The 17372-nt window shown below is 44.6% G+C and carries 14 protein-coding genes and 1 riboswitch; of the genes, 10 read left to right on the top strand and 4 right to left on the bottom strand.

What is annotated here, in order from left to right; translation table 11 throughout:
* The first annotated feature begins 269 nt into the window (after window positions 1-269).
* The 4 genes from PSI14_RS02245 (at window position 270) to PSI14_RS02230 (ending at window position 6730) form a co-directional block, all read left to right on the top strand.
* Window positions 270-1277 carry a CYTH domain-containing protein gene (locus PSI14_RS02245; RefSeq protein ID WP_273574213.1) on the top strand — a complete coding sequence of 336 codons (1008 nt, stop codon included), beginning with the start codon at window positions 270-272 and terminating at the stop codon, window positions 1275-1277.
* Window positions 1278-1337: 60 nt separating this feature from the next.
* Complete coding sequence (glnE, locus tag PSI14_RS02240) at window positions 1338-4202, top strand: bifunctional [glutamate--ammonia ligase]-adenylyl-L-tyrosine phosphorylase/[glutamate--ammonia-ligase] adenylyltransferase (protein WP_273574212.1); 2865 nt, start codon at window positions 1338-1340, stop codon at window positions 4200-4202.
* A 138-nt stretch (window positions 4203-4340) separates the two neighbouring features.
* Window positions 4341-5765, top strand: a complete 1425-nt coding sequence (gene hldE / locus PSI14_RS02235; RefSeq protein ID WP_273574211.1) for a bifunctional D-glycero-beta-D-manno-heptose-7-phosphate kinase/D-glycero-beta-D-manno-heptose 1-phosphate adenylyltransferase HldE — start codon at window positions 4341-4343, stop codon at window positions 5763-5765.
* A 164-nt stretch (window positions 5766-5929) separates the two neighbouring features.
* Window positions 5930-6730, top strand: a complete 801-nt coding sequence (locus PSI14_RS02230; protein WP_273574210.1) for a M15 family metallopeptidase — start codon at window positions 5930-5932, stop codon at window positions 6728-6730.
* Between the two features lie 40 nt (window positions 6731-6770).
* Here PSI14_RS02230 and ubiK read toward each other — a convergent pair whose 3' ends face one another.
* A complete protein-coding gene (gene ubiK / locus PSI14_RS02225; RefSeq protein ID WP_273555334.1) occupies window positions 6771-7046 on the bottom strand; it encodes a ubiquinone biosynthesis accessory factor UbiK in 276 nt (91 codons plus the stop codon).
* A 189-nt stretch (window positions 7047-7235) separates the two neighbouring features.
* A riboswitch (FMN riboswitch) is annotated at window positions 7236-7449 on the top strand.
* A 118-nt stretch (window positions 7450-7567) separates the two neighbouring features.
* Between ubiK and ribB the strand changes: the two genes are divergently transcribed.
* Together ribB and ygiD are read left to right on the top strand one after the other, a co-directional pair.
* Window positions 7568-8221, top strand: a complete 654-nt coding sequence (gene ribB, locus PSI14_RS02220) for a 3,4-dihydroxy-2-butanone-4-phosphate synthase (RefSeq protein ID WP_273574209.1) — start codon at window positions 7568-7570, stop codon at window positions 8219-8221.
* 438 nt (window positions 8222-8659) lie between these two features.
* Entirely contained in the window at window positions 8660-9436 is a 777-nt protein-coding gene (ygiD, locus tag PSI14_RS02215; RefSeq protein ID WP_273574208.1) for a 4,5-DOPA-extradiol-dioxygenase, read from the top strand.
* Between the two features lie 5 nt (window positions 9437-9441).
* Here the strand turns inward: ygiD and PSI14_RS02210 are convergent, their stop codons facing one another.
* The 3 genes from PSI14_RS02210 to tolC all read right to left on the bottom strand — a co-directional run bounded on the left by PSI14_RS02210 (window position 9442) and on the right by tolC (window position 12886).
* Window positions 9442-10602, bottom strand: a complete 1161-nt coding sequence (locus PSI14_RS02210; RefSeq protein ID WP_273574207.1) for a glutathionylspermidine synthase family protein — start codon at window positions 10600-10602, stop codon at window positions 9442-9444.
* Between the two features lie 6 nt (window positions 10603-10608).
* Window positions 10609-11310 (bottom strand): DUF1190 family protein, encoded by a 702-nt coding sequence (locus PSI14_RS02205; protein WP_273574206.1) that lies wholly within the window; start codon window positions 11308-11310, stop codon window positions 10609-10611.
* Window positions 11311-11521: 211 nt separating this feature from the next.
* Window positions 11522-12886 (bottom strand): outer membrane channel protein TolC, encoded by a 1365-nt coding sequence (tolC, locus tag PSI14_RS02200; protein ID WP_273574205.1) that lies wholly within the window; start codon window positions 12884-12886, stop codon window positions 11522-11524.
* A 218-nt stretch (window positions 12887-13104) separates the two neighbouring features.
* Between tolC and nudF the strand changes: the two genes are divergently transcribed.
* From nudF to parE, 4 genes are all read left to right on the top strand, one after another.
* A complete protein-coding gene (nudF, locus tag PSI14_RS02195; protein ID WP_273574204.1) occupies window positions 13105-13746 on the top strand; it encodes an ADP-ribose diphosphatase in 642 nt (213 codons plus the stop codon).
* A gap of 97 nt (window positions 13747-13843) precedes the next feature.
* Window positions 13844-14713: a 3',5'-cyclic-AMP phosphodiesterase gene (cpdA, locus tag PSI14_RS02190; protein WP_273574203.1), complete on the top strand. Its 870-nt coding sequence runs from the start codon at window positions 13844-13846 to the stop codon at window positions 14711-14713.
* The gene (gene yqiA / locus PSI14_RS02185) at window positions 14713-15321 is read left to right on the top strand and encodes an esterase YqiA (RefSeq protein ID WP_273574202.1); all 609 of its coding nucleotides are present in this window, start codon (window positions 14713-14715) and stop codon (window positions 15319-15321) included. Before cpdA ends, yqiA begins: the two co-directional genes overlap by 1 nt.
* A gap of 73 nt (window positions 15322-15394) precedes the next feature.
* Window positions 15395-17290, top strand: a complete 1896-nt coding sequence (gene parE / locus PSI14_RS02180; RefSeq protein WP_273574201.1) for a DNA topoisomerase IV subunit B — start codon at window positions 15395-15397, stop codon at window positions 17288-17290.
* Window positions 17291-17372: the final 82 nt, after the last annotated feature.

Below are 17372 nucleotides of genomic sequence, written 5' to 3'. Positions count from 1 at the left end.
TAAGGGATAGTAAAGAGTTACGTTTGTGGGTGCAATCAGTAAACCAGAATAAGTGCTATATCAACAGGCTGAATACAGGCCTTGTTAGGTTTTTTTTGGCGAAGTGAATGTGATGTTTGTTGAGATAACACCCTATTGTGGTTTATTTTTCTCTTCTATGAGAATTTTTTTTGTGAAATGTTTCTTCTGTGAAAGTTTTTCTTTTGTGAAAGAGAGTGTGAACAGGATTAAGAAAAAAATTCTGTAATATCCATTGAGGAATAGAAAATATGAGTTCTGTAGAAATAGAATTAAAACTGTCCGTGAAGCCTGATGCGATACCGGCAGTTCGCCAGCAGTTATTTCAGTTTCCTCATGATTACACTTCACCACAACATCTGACTAATATTTATTTTGAGACGGCAGATAATCAATTACGGCGTTGGGACATGGGGCTGCGCATTCGTGGTTTTGACGGGCGCTATGAGATGACCATGAAAACGGCGGGTAAAGTGCTTGGGGGATTGCACCAGCGTCCTGAGTTCAACGTTCCTTTGCCTCATCCTGAATTGGATCTGGCTCGATTTCCCAGCCATATCTGGCCTGAAAATACCGATCTTGCTTATCTACAGGCACAATTGAACAAATTATTCAGCACCGATTTTAACCGTGAAAAATGGCTTATAACTTACGGAGAAAGTGAAATTGAAGTGGTGCTGGATCAGGGAACCATTTTTTCTGCAAATAAAGATTCAGGAAGTCAGACTTCACTTATTTGTGAGTTTGAACTGGAACTGAAAAACGGAAATGTCACTGATATTCTGTCATTAGCGAACAAACTGGCATCACAGAGTGGCCTGCGTTTAGCAAATAAAAGCAAGGCTGCACGGGGATATGCGCTTGTTCATGGTTCATCACATAAAAATGGTTCATCACATAAAACATTGCCAAGAGTGCCGGACGAGTTGGAATGGCAGCAGCCATTGTCCGTGCTTCTGACTGAAATTCTGGCGCAATGGCAAGAGCAAGAAGAAGGGTGGCTAGCAGGTTTGCCAGAAGGAAAAATGGGATTGGTGCAGGTTTTACAGTGGGTGACGAAACTGACTGAAAGACAGACTGAACATTTGCCGATATTGGATTCATTAGCTAATTTACTGCCGGAATTAAAGGTTGCTTTAAATATGTCCACCGCAACTTGGTCTGAAAATTGCTCAGACGCTGAAACCGTGTGTTATAGCGCTTCTTGGTTGCAATGTAAGCTGGCGTTAATGCAATGGTTGATGGCTCAGCACCGATAAGCCCTTCGCTATGTAAAATAGCTAAAAAAGACTAAAAAACAGCCAGTAAGGAAAACAGTTATGCTGCCACTTTCATTACCCTTAGCTCGACAATTTCAGCATATCGCTGCGAATCTTCCGCCATTGGGGGAAACGATAATGTCTTTTTCACCTAATGAACAGGCTGTGTTGTCATTAAGTGATTTTGTGGCAGAAAACGTGTTATCACATCCGGTATGGCTGGAGGATATTCGGCAGAATCCCCCTCAACCAGAGGAATGGCAATATTATGCCCATTGGTTAGAACAAACGTTGCTGGTGGCAAATGATGAAAATGGTCTGATGCGGGGTTTACGTCTTTTCCGTCATCGGATGCTGGTCAGGATTGCATGGTCGCAGGCATTGCAAAGCAGTACGACAGAACAGACATTACAGCAATTAAGTATGCTGGCTGAAACCCTGATTATAGCCGCCCGTGATTGGCTTTATCTACGCTGCTGTCAGGATTGGGGAACGCCTACGAATAGTGATGGTGTGGCGCAGCCACTGCTTATTTTGGGGATGGGAAAGTTGGGGGGCGGAGAACTCAATTTTTCCTCTGATATTGACCTCATTTTTGCCTATCCAGAAAATGGCGTAACGCAAGGCGGCCGTCGAGACATGGATAATTCTCAGTTCTTTACTCGATTGGGACAGAAGTTAATTAAGGCCTTGGATCAACAAACCGTAGACGGATTTGTTTATCGTGTAGATATGCGATTACGCCCATTTGGAGATAGTGGGCCTTTGGTTTTCAGTTTTCCGGCATTGGAAGATTATTATCAGGAACAAGGGCGTGACTGGGAACGTTATGCCTTGGTGAAAGCGCGTATTTTGGGGCATGGTGATCAGGATTATAGTCAGGAACTGCGCCAAATGTTGCGACCGTTTATTTTCCGTCGTTATATCGATTTCAGTGCAATTCAATCTTTGCGCAATATGAAAGGCATGATTGAACGGGAAGTTCGTCGTCGGGGATTAAAAGATAATATTAAATTGGGGGCGGGCGGGATCCGTGAAATTGAGTTTATCACTCAGGTGTTTCAGCTTATTCGTGGAGGAAGAGAGCCGAGCCTGCAATCCCGTTCATTATTGTCAGCATTGAAGGCCATCGACGATTTGGCTTTATTGCCCGCGGAACAGTTGAAACAACTGGAAGAAAGCTATCTGTTTTTACGTCGGCTTGAGAACTTGCTGCAATCTATTCGTGACCAACAAACGCAAACCTTACCGGATAATGAGCTGGATCGTGCTCGTCTCTCTTGGGGAATGAATTTTGCCGATTGGAATGAATTGATGGCAGAAACCGAACACAAAATGAATGCAGTACGGGCTATTTTCCGACAATTGATTGGCGATGAAATAGAGGAGAATAGTGAGGAGGCCAGCCATGTACCGTTCAAGAGTTTATGGCAAGAATCCCTGAACCCAGACGAACTCATCGCATTAATTCCTCACCTTGATGATGCAAAAGCCCGGAAGATGCTTGATGTGATGGCGCTTTTCCGTAAAGACGTCAGTAAGCGCACCATTGGCCCAAGGGGAAGGGATGTGCTTGACCAATTGATGCCGCGTCTGTTGGAGAAAATTGGAGCCAGGGAAGATGCCGATATCGTTTTGGAGCGGATTATTTCCCTGTTGCTCAGTATTGTTAGCCGTACGACTTATCTGGAACTGATGCTGGAATCAGAGCAGGTCATGATCCACGTTATCCGGCTCTGTGCTGCTTCTCCGATGATAGCAAGCCAGCTTGCTCACCATCCGTTATTACTGGATGAACTGCTTGATCCCAAATCGCTGTATCAGCCGTTGCCGATGGAAGATTATCGTGATGAGCTTTATCAATATCTGCTACGTATTCCTGAAGACGATGAAGAACAATTGCTGGAGGCTTTGCGTCAATTTAAGCAAGCACAATTATTGCGGATCGCAGCAGAAGACATTGCAGGTGTCTTGCCTGTAATGAAAGTGAGTGACCATCTGACTTATCTGGCAGAAGCGATTATTGAAGCTGTTGTAAAGCTGGCGTGGAATCAAATGATAAAACGCTACGGCGTTCCGGCGCATTTATCCCAGCGGCAGGGATTAGGGTTTGCCATTCTTGGCTATGGCAAATTGGGCGGTTGGGAACTCGGTTATGGTTCTGATTTGGATCTGGTGTTCTTGCTGGATTGCCCCATGGATGTGATGACGGATGGTGCTCGTTCCATTGATGCCCGGCAATTTTATTTGCGTCTTGCCCAACGTATCATGCATTTGTTCAGTACCCGAACAGCGTCGGGGATATTGTATGACGTTGATGCCCGTCTGCGGCCGTCCGGTGAGTCAGGAATGCTGGTCAGTACCCTTGAAGCCTTTGATGATTATCAAAAAAATGAAGCGTGGACTTGGGAGCATCAGGCGCTGATTCGTGCGCGCATGGTTTTTGGCGATGAGAAAATGCGCGATCATTTTGAACGTATTCGCCGTGAAACATTGTGTCTTCCCCGCGATCCCGATCTTCTGCGTCAACAAGTGCGTGAGATGCGAGAGAAAATGTACCGACACTTGGGCAGCCATCAACAAGATCAATTTGATATCAAAGCTGATCCGGGTGGGATCACAGATATTGAGTTTATCGCTCAGTATCAGGTACTGCGTTATGCCCCGGAAAATGCCAAGTTGACCCGCTGGTCTGATAATGTACGAATTTTCGAGCTAATGGCGAACTATAACATTATGGATGAGCAAGAAGCGATGGCACTGACACAGGCTTATATCACCATGCGTGATGAACTGCATCATTTAGCTTTGCAAGCGTTATCCAGCCGGGTTTCGGCCGGACATTTCAGCCAGCAGCAAGCATTGGTACGTGATAGCTGGCAAAAATGGCTAGAAAATGATTTTAGTGCACAGTTACAGAAATAGCAGTTATGGAAATAGCAGTTATAGAAATAGCAGTTATAGAAATAGCTAAAATAGTCGTTTTTCCTGATCAAGTTTTCTGGCACTGAACGTGATTATGGTAATATCCGCAACAGTTTATTCTGATATTTGGAGCATGGGATGAAAGTAACACTCCCTGATTTTCACCGCGCAAGTGTTTTGGTTGTTGGCGATGTCATGTTAGATCGCTACTGGTACGGCCCAACCAGCCGCATTTCACCGGAAGCACCGGTTCCTGTGGTTAAGGTTGAAACCATAGAAGAGCGTCCTGGCGGAGCGGCTAACGTAGCCATGAATATTGCTTCATTGGGTGCTAATTCACGTTTGGTTGGCTTGACGGGCATTGATGACGCTGCGCGGGCATTGAGTGAAAAACTCAGCAGTGTGAAAGTCCGATGTGATTTTGTTTCTGTTCCAACTCATCCAACTATCACAAAACTGCGTGTCTTATCACGCAATCAGCAATTATTACGTCTGGATTTTGAAGAAGGTTTCCAGAACGTGGATGCCCAGCCGATGCTGGAAAAAATTCAACAATCCTTGCCTCATATTGGTGCGTTAGTACTGTCGGATTATGCCAAGGGAGCATTGAGTCAGATTCAGGCCATGATTAAACTGGCCAATGAAGCCAATGTTCCTGTGCTTATCGATCCAAAAGGCAGCGATTTTAGCCGCTATCGTGGTGCAACGCTGCTGACGCCGAATATGTCAGAGTTTGAAGCCGTTGTAGGGCATTGCAAGGGTGATGATGATGTCGTACAAAAAGGCACGAAACTGGTGCAGGATTTGGAGCTGAAAGCGCTGTTGATCACACGTTCTGAGCGAGGCATGAGTTTGTTGCAGGTAGGACAACCCCCATTGCATCTGCCGACTCAAGCTCAGGAAGTATTTGATGTCACTGGTGCTGGAGATACCGTAATTGGTGTATTGGCAACGGCTTTAGCTGCTGGCAAGCCGCTGAATGAAGCCTGTTACTTAGCCAATGCGGCCGCGGGTGTGGTTGTTGGCAAGCTGGGAACTTCTACGGTTTCATCTGTTGAACTGGAAAATGCAGTGCGGGGGCGTGCAGAAACCGGATTTGGCGTAATGAGTGAAGCCAAATTGAAAGAAGCTGTTGCACAGGCCCGCCAGCGTGGTGAACGTATCGTCATGACTAATGGCTGTTTTGACATCCTTCATGCGGGGCACGTTTCTTACCTGTCCAACGCACGCAAATTAGGTGATCGCCTGATCGTTGCTGTGAATAGTGACGCGTCAACCAAGCGCCTTAAAGGGGAAACACGTCCAGTAAACCCGTTGGAACAGCGCATGACTGTGTTATCGGCTCTGGAATCTGTAGATTGGGTTGTAGCATTTGAAGAAGATACACCGCAGTGCTTAATCTCAGGTATCTTGCCGGATATTTTGGTCAAAGGCGGTGATTATAAGCCAGAAGAGATTGCCGGTAGCGAAGATGTTTGGGCTGCGGGTGGAGAAGTTAAGGTATTGAACTTCGAAGATGGTATTTCAACAACCAATATCATCAAAACTATTAAGCGCCAATAAAATAGATATCAGGTGCCGTTATGCTTCTTTTGGAGCATGACGGCAGATACTTTTTTCAAGTTATCTGTCATTTTTTCTTTCGATAATACATAAATGAATCATTTACTCTAACCAAATAGTAATTATGATAATGTATTATCTAATTTATTATTTATGATGGATTTATGAAACTATTTAAATTTGCATGTTTATTGGTTTTTTTATTTCCTTATTATGTGCCAGCGAAAATATCTCCACTCACACAAGATGATTGTCAGAAAATGGAATTGTCTGGCGTGATAACAAAAAGTAATCCAGTATCTTGTAATCGATTAAACGTAGTTAATTTCACATACATTGATTTCTCAGGAAATGAAAATTTCGGTGAAATCATTGTTCTTGATATATTTTCACCACAAGTTGAAAATATTTTTCACGAATTATTATCAGCTCGATTCCCAATACATAAGGCCTTAGCAATCGAGCATTATCATGGGGATGATAATGCCTCCATGCGTGATAATAACACATCAGCCTTCAATGGAAGGAAAATAACAGGAGCCTCATCATGGTCAAAGCATGCGTATGGAGCAGCAATAGATATTAACCCGGTACAGAATCCATTTTTAGGTTTTAAGCATGGTATCCCTTATATTTTACCTGAGGGCAGCGAAGAAAAATATTTAAATAGAATAGAAAAAAGACCCGGAAAAATGGTTAGAAAAGGAATGGCAGAAAAAGTACTTGATATCTTTTTTTCGAATGGCTTTATGAGATGGGGAGGATATTGGGATACACCAATAGATTACCAGCATTTTGAGGTGGGAAGTGCCGAGTTTATTGAGGGGTTATTGAAAAAACCATTATCCATAGCAAGAGAAGAATATAAAAGTTATGGTGATAAATATAAGGCGTGCATGAAAAAATTAACGCAACATAATATGGATATTGCCAGGGCCATGTGCGTAGAAAAAAATATAAAATAGGGAGGAGAATTGAGCTGAGGTAGCTATTCTCCTCGCACCATTATTCAGCCTGTTGATTTTTTTTGTCTGCTCCTTCGAGACGGGCTTCCAATTCATTCAAGCGTTGTTCCATTGCAGCCAATTTCTCACGGGTGCGTAGCAATACCTGTGTCTGAATATCAAATTCTTCGCGGTTTACAAGATCCAACTTGCTCAATTGGGATTGGAGAACGGTACGCAATTTTTTTTCTACATCATCGCCAAATTCTTTGACGCCTTTTGGCATCACATTATGGAATTGGCGCGCAATTTGTTCAATTTTCTTTGGATCGAGCATGATTATCATCCTTTTATAGCGTAACTGTATTTTATAGCAAACAGTATCTTATAGTGTAACAGAGTGTTATAGCATAGAGATGTTGGCAGTATTTTAATATTTCATGGCGAAAGCATAAATGATTGAGAGTCAGGTTTCATATTTGATTTTGGTGTTTGCTCCTGCCGATTATTAGCGCTATAGTGCAATTGTTTATCTCAGGGCAGGGTGAAAATCCCTACCGGCGGTAACATAAAATATCGACTGATCATTTTATGAAGCCCGCGAGCGCTCTGTTTATCATTATGTCTTTATTGTTTTTTTAGCTTATCAGAAAATTAAGCAATAAGGGTTAAAACAGAGGTCAGCAGATCCAGTGTGATTCTGGAGCCGACGGTGATAGTCCGGATGGGAGAGAATAACAGCATCAATCGAGTGCTTGCGCTCGTCTGTTGTTTTTGTTGCCGTATTTTTGTGCAGCACGAACTCCTCAAAATTGCCCTGATTCTGGTAACCCATACATTTAAAGAGGTTTTTTTACCATGAATCAGACGCTGCTTTCCTCATATGGAACACCATTTGAACGTGTTGAACGTGCGCTTGCCGCTTTGCGTGCGGGTCAAGGCGTGATGGTGCTAGATGACGAAAATCGTGAGAATGAGGGCGATATGATTTTCGCCGCTGAAACGATGACTGTAGAGCAAATGGCATTGACTATTCGTCATGGCAGCGGAATTGTCTGCCTTTGCCTGACCGAAGAGCGCCGCCAACAGCTAGAATTGCCAATGATGGTGGAAAGCAATTCCAGCCAGTACCAAACCGCATTCACTGTTACTATTGAAGCCGCACACGGAGTAACAACGGGCGTGTCTGCGGCAGATCGCATCACGACGATCCAAGCCGCTATTACAGATGATGCACAACCAAACGATTTGAATCGTCCAGGACATGTTTTTCCCTTGCGTGCGCAACCGGGAGGGGTTTTAGCTCGTCGTGGTCATACCGAAGCGACCATTGATTTAGTTAAAATGGCGGGTTTCAAGCCAGCAGGAGTGCTGTGTGAATTGATGAATGACGATGGTTCAATGGCTCGAGCTCCTGAAGTAATTGAATTCGCAAAACAGCATGATATGCCAGTAGTCACTATTGAAGACTTAGTGAATTACCGCTTAAAAATAGCAAAGAAAGCTAGCTAATAGGTATTTTGATTAGCTTTACTTATGTTTTCATTGAAGCAATCCCTAAATAGTATGTATTTAAAACTAGGGTAGAAAACAGATCAGAATAGAATATATCGGTTATACTCAACAGATTTCGAGTTGCTGTACTGCCGCACAGTACTGCCGTGTAGCAGTATTAACATGTAGCAGTATTAACATGTAGTAGTATTAACATGTAGTAGTATTAACATATAGTAATATAGCAGTACGCTAGCTTGAAAGATGGGGAGACATATGCATGTACGTTGAGAGGCTACAGCCCACACCCTGTGGCCTTTCAGTATTTCTGAAACACTCCATAATTTTTGATTGATGCTATTCAAGGAAGAAGGGTCTTAATCTTGTCATAATTTTTTTATCATAGTCCAACAATACATTATTCGAAATGTTTACTTTGCTGTATAAGGGGCGAAAATGAGTCTCCTGAGAATGCCTGCTCTATTTATTGGTCATGGTAGTCCAATGAATGCTATTGAAGATAACTATTACTCACGTGCTTGGTTTGAATTAGGGGAAAAATTACCCAGACCAAGGGCGATTCTTGTGATTTCCGCGCATTGGTATACGAATGGCACTGCTGTGACAGCGATGGCACAGCCCAGAACTATTCACGATTTTGGTAACTTTCCCCGAGAGTTGCATGAAAAACAATATTCGGCTAAAGGTTTTCCTGAACTGGCTGTATTAGTACAGGATATTCTTGAACCGATTGAGGTCGAGACTGATTTTGAAAAATGGGGATTGGATCATGGATCTTGGGGAATACTGGCAAAAATGTATCCTGACGCAGATATTCCCGTTGTTCAATTGAGCATGGATCGCAATCAACCTGCTTCTTTTTATTATGAAATAGGTAAAAAATTAGCTTTACTGCGGGATGAAGGCGTTTTAATCATGGGGAGTGGAAACGTTGTGCATAACCTGCCCGCCCAAGAGCTGGATGCAAAACCTTTTCCTTGGGCACTCTCTTTTGAGCAATTTGTGCGTGACAATTTAACGAGTCTGGAAGAACCTCATCCTCTGCTTAATGCTTTGGACAGGGAAGATGGTCTATTGTCTAATCCAACGCCAGAACACTTCCTGCCGTTGCTGTATGTGATGGGAACATGGGATAAAGAAGAGCCGATTTCAACGCCCGTTGAGGGGATTGAAGACGGCTCCTTGAGTATGTTATCTATTCAGATTGGCTAATTGAATCAATCCAAAATAATATGCGGGTAAAAACGTGACAAATCCTGAGTAATTAACTCACGGTCTTCACGGATACAGATACCCGCAGACTGATCATCTACCAACCAGCTACCGACCAGCGCATAGCTATCGTTAAATTTCGGCAACGCATGGAACTGCTGAACAATCATGCCTTCTTCCCCATAAGGGCCATCGGCATTGGCGACTTCACGACCATTTTCAATAATGCGAATATTAGCCCCTTCACGGGAAAATAGTGGCTTAATGACATAGCTATTCATGTCTGAAGGACGTTCATCCGCAAAATAAGCTGGCAGCAGGTTAGGATGATTTGGGAATATTTTCCACAGCATCGGCAACAGCGCCTTGTTGGAGATAATGCTTTTCCATGATGGCTCCAGCCAACGGACGCCGGCATCGGCCAGCTTGGTGGAGAACATCTCACGCAGCATAAATTCCCATGGATACAGCTTAAACAGATTGCTGATCACTTGATCCTGCAAGTCGGTAAACTGGCCTTTCTCACCCAGCCCGATATCCTCCATAAACAGGAATTCTGTCGGAATATCTGCTTCCGCAGCACAATCCTGCAAGTATTGAATTGTGCCACGATCTTCTTCAGAATCCTGACAGCAGGCCATGTGCAGCAAGCCAAATCCATGTTTTTCACGTAACTGAACAAACCGCTCAATCAGCTTTTCTTGCAGGCTGTTGAACTGATCTGCATTTGACGGCAGGTTACCTGCATTGATCTGATCTTCCAGCCAGATCCACTGAAAGAAAGCTGATTCATATAATGAGGTTGGGGTATCGGCGTTGTTTTCCAGCAACTTAGGCGGATTTTTGCCATCATAGGCCAAATCCAAGCGGGAGTAGAGCGAAGGCTGACTGGTTACCCATGAAGAGCGAACAAACTCCCAACAATGTTTTGGGATCTGGAATTTTGTCAGCAGCTCTTCGCTGTTGACCACTTTTTCCACGACCTGCAAACACATTTGGTGCAGTTCTGTCGTTGCATCTTCAATTTCTTCAATCTGGTTCAGAGTGAACTGGTAATAGGCCTCTTCGCTCCAGTAAGGCTGGTCGTACATGGTATGAAAATTAAAACCGTACTCTGCTGCCTTTTCGCGCCAATCCGGGCGCTCGGTAATACCAATGCGTTTCATCGTTAATTAACCACCCATCGAGCGGGAAGAATTGGAACTTGAGCTGGCAGACGAACGCTGCATGGTTGATTGCTTCGCCACCGACTCACCGAAACCGCCGCGGGTAATCGTGGTTGTGGTTGCGGGTTTTGGTGCCATTGCCGTTTTTGGCACTGTCATGCTGCGACCACCCGCGGTGGCAGAGCCATAGCTTTTGCCTGTCGCATCAACAAACTTGCCATTAGCTGGGCTGGAGGCCGATTTTGATGTGAACAGCGGTTGTGATGGTGCAGCGCTGCCGCCCATTAAGCGTCCCATCATATAACCCGCCATCAAAGGCATCCAGAAACTGCCGCTGCTGTTTTGAGCCTGAGCCTGAGGTTGACCGACTCCGGCCTGAGCAGGGGCTTGAGTACATTGTTGTTCACCGAATTCAGCAACACATTCTTCACGAGAAGCATATTTCGGCGCGGTTTTTTCCGCTTCTTTCAGGGCGTTGTTATAGGCCGTCTTGCATTGTTCACTTTTAGAAGGATTCGCCTGAGAGCACTCATCAGCATTGGTATAGAGTGACACCGTTTCATCGTTCTGTTCACAAGCTGATAGCATGAAAACAGCACTGACAGCGAGCGCTACTGGTGCCAGGCGATAGCTTCGCCATGTTTTGCGGAAAGAATCGCGGTTTATCTCTTTTGTCCGTTTCCTGCGTGTTAAAGAAATAATTGTCATAGGGAGCATCCATCTTGAAGGTATCTGATTAAGATTAAGAGCGTATCCCATTTATGGTGCCCAATGGGATTGGCTCTCCGGGCTATATATAAAAGGCTATGCATAAAGGGCTATGCTTAAAAAGCAGCCCACACAATCGGTGGGCTGCTTTCTTTATTAGTATAGCGTTTTTAATATAACGTTTTTCGATCAAGAACGATAGTACGTTAAATCAACGAATTGATGGCGTTTTCATCTCTTTAATGATGCTGCTGGCAGCGGTTGAGATTTGCACGCCCAGCATCTTGTTCAATGCTATCAAATCATTTTCATTTAAAATGCCACGGGCTTGTTGGATTTGTAGTTGGGAAAGCAGGTAATCGTAACGTGCCTTGGACAGATTTTGTTTGGCTTGATACAGCTTGGTTGTCGAGTCCAGTACATCCACAATAGTACGAGTTCCCACTTGATAACCCGCTTCCATTGAATCTAATGAACTTTGTGCAGAAATGACGGCCTGTTTGTTGGCTTCAACACTACTGATGGCAGCAGAAATATTATTGGAGGAAGAATGCACTTCCTGTATCACTTTACGGTAGGTGTTTTCCAACTCCTGACTGGTGCTGACAAAATTATATTTTGCCTGTTCTACTTGAGAGTAAGTAGCACCACCACTAAACAGGGGAAGATTTAATGATAACCTAACGGAATTATTGCCTAGATATTCATTGCCATATTTAGCACCGCGACTATGGGAATTAGTGACACCAGTACTTGCCTCTAAATTAACAGTCGGCATATAGCCAGTTTGGGCATTTTTAATTTGTTCACGGCTTAAATCTTGCTTTAAGCGAGCTGACAGCAGACTCAGATTACGGTTTTCTGCCTCTTTCAATACCCTATCAGCGGACTCCGGTTGTTTCGTTTTAAATTGGTCAATATTCAATGAGGCCAATTGAGGATAGTAAATACCCGTAATCAGGCGCAGTTTTTCCAATGCATTGTCCAGATTGTTACGATTGGAAACTTCTTGTGCCAGAATTGAATCGTATTGGGCGCGGGCATTCTGCACGTCGGTAACGGCAACCAAGCCGACATTAAAGCGTTGGGTAGTTTGATCTAATTGGCGATACAGTGAGGCTTTCTGGGCTTCGGTAAATGTTAGGGTATCAATTGTATTCAGAACATCAAAATAAGCTTGAGCGGTGTCCAGAATTAATTTTTGTTGAGCCGCCTGAAAACTGATATCTGCAATACCTGCACTTTTCTCAGATTGGTTCAGTTGGTTCCATTTCGCCATATCAAAGATAGTCTGGGTCAAGCTTAGGCTTGCACCGGTGCCATGAGATTCTGAATTTCTGCTGTCACGAAAGCCCTTGCCATAATTGGCGTTAGCACTCAGACCCAATTGAGGCAGCAAACTACCACGCGTTACATTAATGTTTTCAACAACCGAATTGCGGTCAGCTTGTGCCTTAAGCAATTCGGGGTTTGTTTCTTTCGCCTGCTGATAAATCTGTAGCAGATCCGCTGCATGGCTTGAAGTACTAAAACCTACCAGATTCATAGCGATAAAAAGAGAGAGCAATTTTTTCATTTGCGTTCCTTGTTGTGCAGCTATTTTACTTAAGTTGCCTCTGCATAAAAACCAATACCACAGATTCTAGCAGAGAATGCCAGCAGGGTAGGGTGGCTGTTTGTGCCATATTGCCTCATTTTTCGGCTTGTTTGTATCATCAAAAGGAATTTATTTAGATCAATGTAGAAAAATACATTTTAATAATAGGAAATTTTAAAAAATAATCCGGAGATTTTATGAGTAAAGATCTTGCCTCGCCATTTAGTTTTACTAAACAAGATGTTGAAGTTATTTCCCAAAAAACGCTTTATCACGGTTTTTTCAAAATGACTGAATATCAATTCAGGCATCGCCTATTTCGGGGAGGCTGGAGTGAAACAGTTAAACGTGAGGTTTTTGAACGCGGTCATGCCGGTGTTTTGCTGCCTTATGATCCAGTACGCGATGAAGTTGTTTTGATTGAACAAATCCGCATTCCGGCGATTGAAACCAGTCATACGCCGTGGTTGCTGGAAGTGATTGCTGGCATGATCGAAGAGGGAGAAGATGCTGAACAGGTCGTCCGTCGCGAGGCAGTGGAAGAGGCAGGTATTGAGGTTAAGCGTTGCCAATTTGCATTGAGTTATCTTTCCAGCCCCGGAGGCACAACAGAACGCATGAATATTTTTGTCGGTGAAATCGATTCCTCTACTGCGTCAGGGGTTCATGGTCTGGAAGGTGAACATGAAGATATTCGTGTTCTGGTTGTCAGCCGTGAACAAGCCTATCAGTGGGTGGAAGAAGGTATTATCGATAATGCGGCTTCGGTTATTGCAATACAATGGCTGGCATTGCACCATGAAAAAATTAAGAAAGCGTGGTTGGGATATCATTTCTAATTTGCGTTGGAAAACGGGAAGTGTGCCCCAGTCAGCAGATCTTTTGCATAAATATACGCTAAAATAATTCTCATGATCGACAGGAAAAGGAAACCTTTTGGAAAGCCTGCTTGAAGTACCTGTGGCAGAAGGCGCCACAGCCAGAATACTGCAAATCACCGATACACACCTTTTTGCCAATAAAGGCGATTCACTGCTGGGAATCAATACCTATTGCAGTTATCAGGCTGTATTGGACATGATCCTGAAGCAAAATCTCGATATTGATTTGATCGTTGCGACAGGTGATTTGGTACAGGATCAGACCATCAATGCCTATCAGCATTTTGCGGAGGGAATTGCCCGTTTGACCGCACCTTGTGTTTGGTTGCCGGGCAACCACGATTATCAGCCAGCAATGGTTGATACGTTGGCATCCGCTGGGATCTCACCTTCCAAGCAGATATTCATTGGGCAGCATTGGCAGTTAATTATGCTGGACAGTCAGGTACAGGGCGTTCCTCATGGTGAATTGACGGATTATCAGCTTGAATGGATGAAAAAATGTTTGGATGAACACAGCGAGCGCCATACGATTGTTATGCTTCATCACCATCCTGTACCGTCTGGATGCACATGGCTGGATCAGCACAGTTTGCGTAATTCCCCCGAATTATCAGAATGTTTGAAAGGCAGCTCGCAGGTGAAAGCCATACTGTGTGGGCACATTCATCAAGAAGTTGATGAAATGTGGAATGGCATTCGTGTTATGGCAACACCATCAACCTGTGTGCAATTTAAGCCACATTGTACTAATTTTATGCTTGATACAGTGGCTCCGGGATGGCGTTATCTTGAACTGTCTGTGACTGGCAATTCTGTGACTGGCAATTCTGTGACTGGTAATAAAGAAGCGAAACTGCAAACACAGGTTCACAGGCTGAAGAGTAACGAGTTTTGCCCGGATTTAGATTCGGACGGGTATTAATGTCGACGTTACTTTATTTACATGGTTTTAATAGTTCACCTCAATCAGCGAAAGCGAATGAGCTGAAAACTTGGCTGCACCAGCAGCATCCTGAAATTGACATGCTGGTGCCGCAATTACCTCCTTATCCTGAAGATGCGGCTATCATACTGGAAGAACTGGTAATGGAACGCGCCGGTGAAAATATCGGGCTGGTGGGTTCTTCTTTAGGTGGCTATCTGGCTATCTGGCTTTCCCAGTGCTTTGGTTTGCCTGCCGTGGTCGTCAATCCTGCGGTACGTCCATTCGACTTGCTTCAGAATTATCTTGGGGAAAACGTGAATCCCTATACCGAAGAGCGGTATACTCTCGAACAAAGCCACATATATGATCTCAAAGTGATGCACATTGAACCGCTGGAATCGCCTGATCTTATCTGGCTATTGCAGCAAACAGGGGATGAAGTGCTCGATTACCGACAAGCCGTTGCTTACCTGATGCAGTGCCGGCAGACGGTTGAATCCGGTGGGAATCATGCTTTTATTGGCTTCGAATACTATTTCCCTCAAATCATCGACTTCTTGGGGCTAACCAGTGGCAATAGTAAAAAAATTGCCAAAAATAGATAAGCGACTGGTATTATCAACAGTATATCAATACTGATTGGCCCTCTATTAACGAAGCAACCGACAGAATTACAACATGACTCAATCTAGTTACAACGCAGAGGCCATTGAAGTCCTCAGTGGCCTGGAGCCAGTTCGTCGTCGTCCCGGAATGTATACTGATACAGCCCGTCCGAACCATCTGGCACAGGAAGTGATCGATAACAGTGTGGACGAAGCTCTGGCTGGCCACGCGAAGCATATTGAAGTAATCCTTCACAGCGATCAGTCTCTGGAAGTGATAGATGATGGCCGTGGTATGCCGGTTGATATCCATCCTGAAGAAAAAGTTTCTGCTGTTGAATTGATTCTGACCCGCCTACATGCGGGAGGAAAATTCTCCAATAAAAATTACCAATTTTCTGGTGGCTTGCATGGGGTTGGGATCTCGGTAGTCAACGCCCTGTCCAAGCGCGTGGAAGTGACTGTTCGTCGTAACAGTCAGGTTCACCAGATCGCCTTTGAGAATGGCGAAAAAGTACAAGAATTGGAAGTTATCGGCAGTTGCGGTAAACGCAACACCGGAACAAGTGTCCATTTCTGGCCGGATGAAAGCTATTTCGATGCCCCTCGTTTCTCTATCACTCGTTTGACCCATTTGCTGAAAGCGAAAGCGGTACTGTGCCCGGGAGTTGAAATTGTCTTCAAGGACAAACTGAACAATACCGAACAGAAATGGTGTTATGCCGACGGGCTGACTGATTATCTGCTGGAAGCCGTCAATGGGCTGGTGACTCTGCCAAAAGCACCATTTGTCGGTACATTCAGCGGGGATACTGAAGCGGTTGATTGGGCATTGTTATGGCTGCCTGAAGGTGGAGAGTTATTGACTGAAAGTTATGTTAACCTGATCCCGACAGTACAGGGGGGAACTCATGTTAACGGCTTGCGCCAAGGCTTGCTGGATGCCATGCGTGAATTCTGCGAATTCCGCAACATACTGCCGCGTGGAGTAAAACTTTCCGCTGATGATATCTGGGATCGCTGTGCTTATGTGTTGTCCCTCAAAATGCAAGATCCGCAATTTGCCGGCCAAACCAAAGAACGCCTCTCTTCTCGCCAGTCTGCGGCTTTTGTTTCCGGCGTGGTGAAAGATGCATTCAGTCTGTGGTTAAACCAGCACATTCAAGATGCGGAGCAGCTCGCAGAAATGGCGATTGCCAGTGCGCAGCGCAGAATGCGTGCGGCAAAGAAAGTCGTGCGCAAAAAGCTGACTAATGGCCCCGCTTTGCCGGGTAAATTGGCAGATTGTACTGCGCAAGATCTCAATATTACTGAACTGTTTTTGGTGGAAGGAGATTCCGCTGGCGGTTCTGCGAAGCAAGCCCGTGATCGTGAATTTCAGGCAATCATGCCTCTGCGCGGAAAAATCCTGAACACATGGGAAGTTTCTTCGGATGAAGTACTGGCTTCGCAGGAAGTCCATGATATCTCTGTGGCAATTGGCATCGATCCGGATAGCGACGATCTGAGCCAGCTTCGCTATGGTAAAATTTGCATACTGGCGGATGCGGACTCCGATGGATTGCATATTGCAACATTGCTGTGTGCCTTGTTTGTCCGTCACTTCCCGACACTGGTGAAACGCGGGCATGTCTATATGGCAATGCCACCGCTGTATCGTATCGACCTCGGCAAAGAAGTGCATTATGCACTGGATGAAGGGGAAAAAAGCGCCATACTGGATCGTTTGAGCCGCAAGCGGGGTAAACCGAACGTCCAGCGCTTTAAAGGGTTGGGTGAAATGAACCCCATTCAGTTGCGCGAAACCACATTAGACCCCAACACTCGCCGTCTGGTGCAATTGACTATCGATGATGAAAATTATCAAGAAACCCTCTCAGTCATGGATATGCTTCTGGCGAAGAAACGTTCAGAAGATCGCCGTAATTGGCTGCAAGAGAAGGGTGATTCCATCGATATTGAAGTTTAGCGCATAACTGATTAGTGCATAACTGATTAGCGCATAAATGATTGGTGCTAAATAAATAAAAATGTCGCGCACGGTAGTCAAT

The organism is Xenorhabdus anantnagensis, from assembly GCF_028598555.1.
Taxonomy (GTDB): domain Bacteria; phylum Pseudomonadota; class Gammaproteobacteria; order Enterobacterales; family Enterobacteriaceae; genus Xenorhabdus; species Xenorhabdus anantnagensis.
The sequence above is the reverse complement of the archived record's forward strand: the minus strand, read 5'-3'. Positions and strand labels throughout refer to the sequence as shown.

Bases quoted from the DNA above. Each gene is read 5' to 3' on its own strand.
- nudF (WP_273574204.1), top strand. From the start codon at position 13,105: ATGAGTAAAGATCTTGCCTCGCCATTTAGTTTTACTAAACAAGATGTT.
- ribB (WP_273574209.1), top strand. From the start codon at position 7,568: ATGAATCAGACGCTGCTTTCCTCATATGGAACACCATTTGAACGTGTT.
- PSI14_RS02210 (WP_273574207.1), bottom strand. From the start codon at position 10,602: ATGAAACGCATTGGTATTACCGAGCGCCCGGATTGGCGCGAAAAGGCA.
- glnE (WP_273574212.1), top strand. From the start codon at position 1,338: ATGCTGCCACTTTCATTACCCTTAGCTCGACAATTTCAGCATATCGCT.
- PSI14_RS02245 (WP_273574213.1), top strand. From the start codon at position 270: ATGAGTTCTGTAGAAATAGAATTAAAACTGTCCGTGAAGCCTGATGCG.
- ubiK (WP_273555334.1), bottom strand. From the start codon at position 7,046: ATGCTCGATCCAAAGAAAATTGAACAAATTGCGCGCCAATTCCATAAT.
- PSI14_RS02205 (WP_273574206.1), bottom strand. From the start codon at position 11,310: ATGACAATTATTTCTTTAACACGCAGGAAACGGACAAAAGAGATAAAC.
- PSI14_RS02230 (WP_273574210.1), top strand. From the start codon at position 5,930: ATGAAACTATTTAAATTTGCATGTTTATTGGTTTTTTTATTTCCTTAT.
- yqiA (WP_273574202.1), top strand. From the start codon at position 14,713: ATGTCGACGTTACTTTATTTACATGGTTTTAATAGTTCACCTCAATCA.
- parE (WP_273574201.1), top strand. From the start codon at position 15,395: ATGACTCAATCTAGTTACAACGCAGAGGCCATTGAAGTCCTCAGTGGC.
- tolC (WP_273574205.1), bottom strand. From the start codon at position 12,886: ATGAAAAAATTGCTCTCTCTTTTTATCGCTATGAATCTGGTAGGTTTT.
- ygiD (WP_273574208.1), top strand. From the start codon at position 8,660: ATGAGTCTCCTGAGAATGCCTGCTCTATTTATTGGTCATGGTAGTCCA.
- hldE (WP_273574211.1), top strand. From the start codon at position 4,341: ATGAAAGTAACACTCCCTGATTTTCACCGCGCAAGTGTTTTGGTTGTT.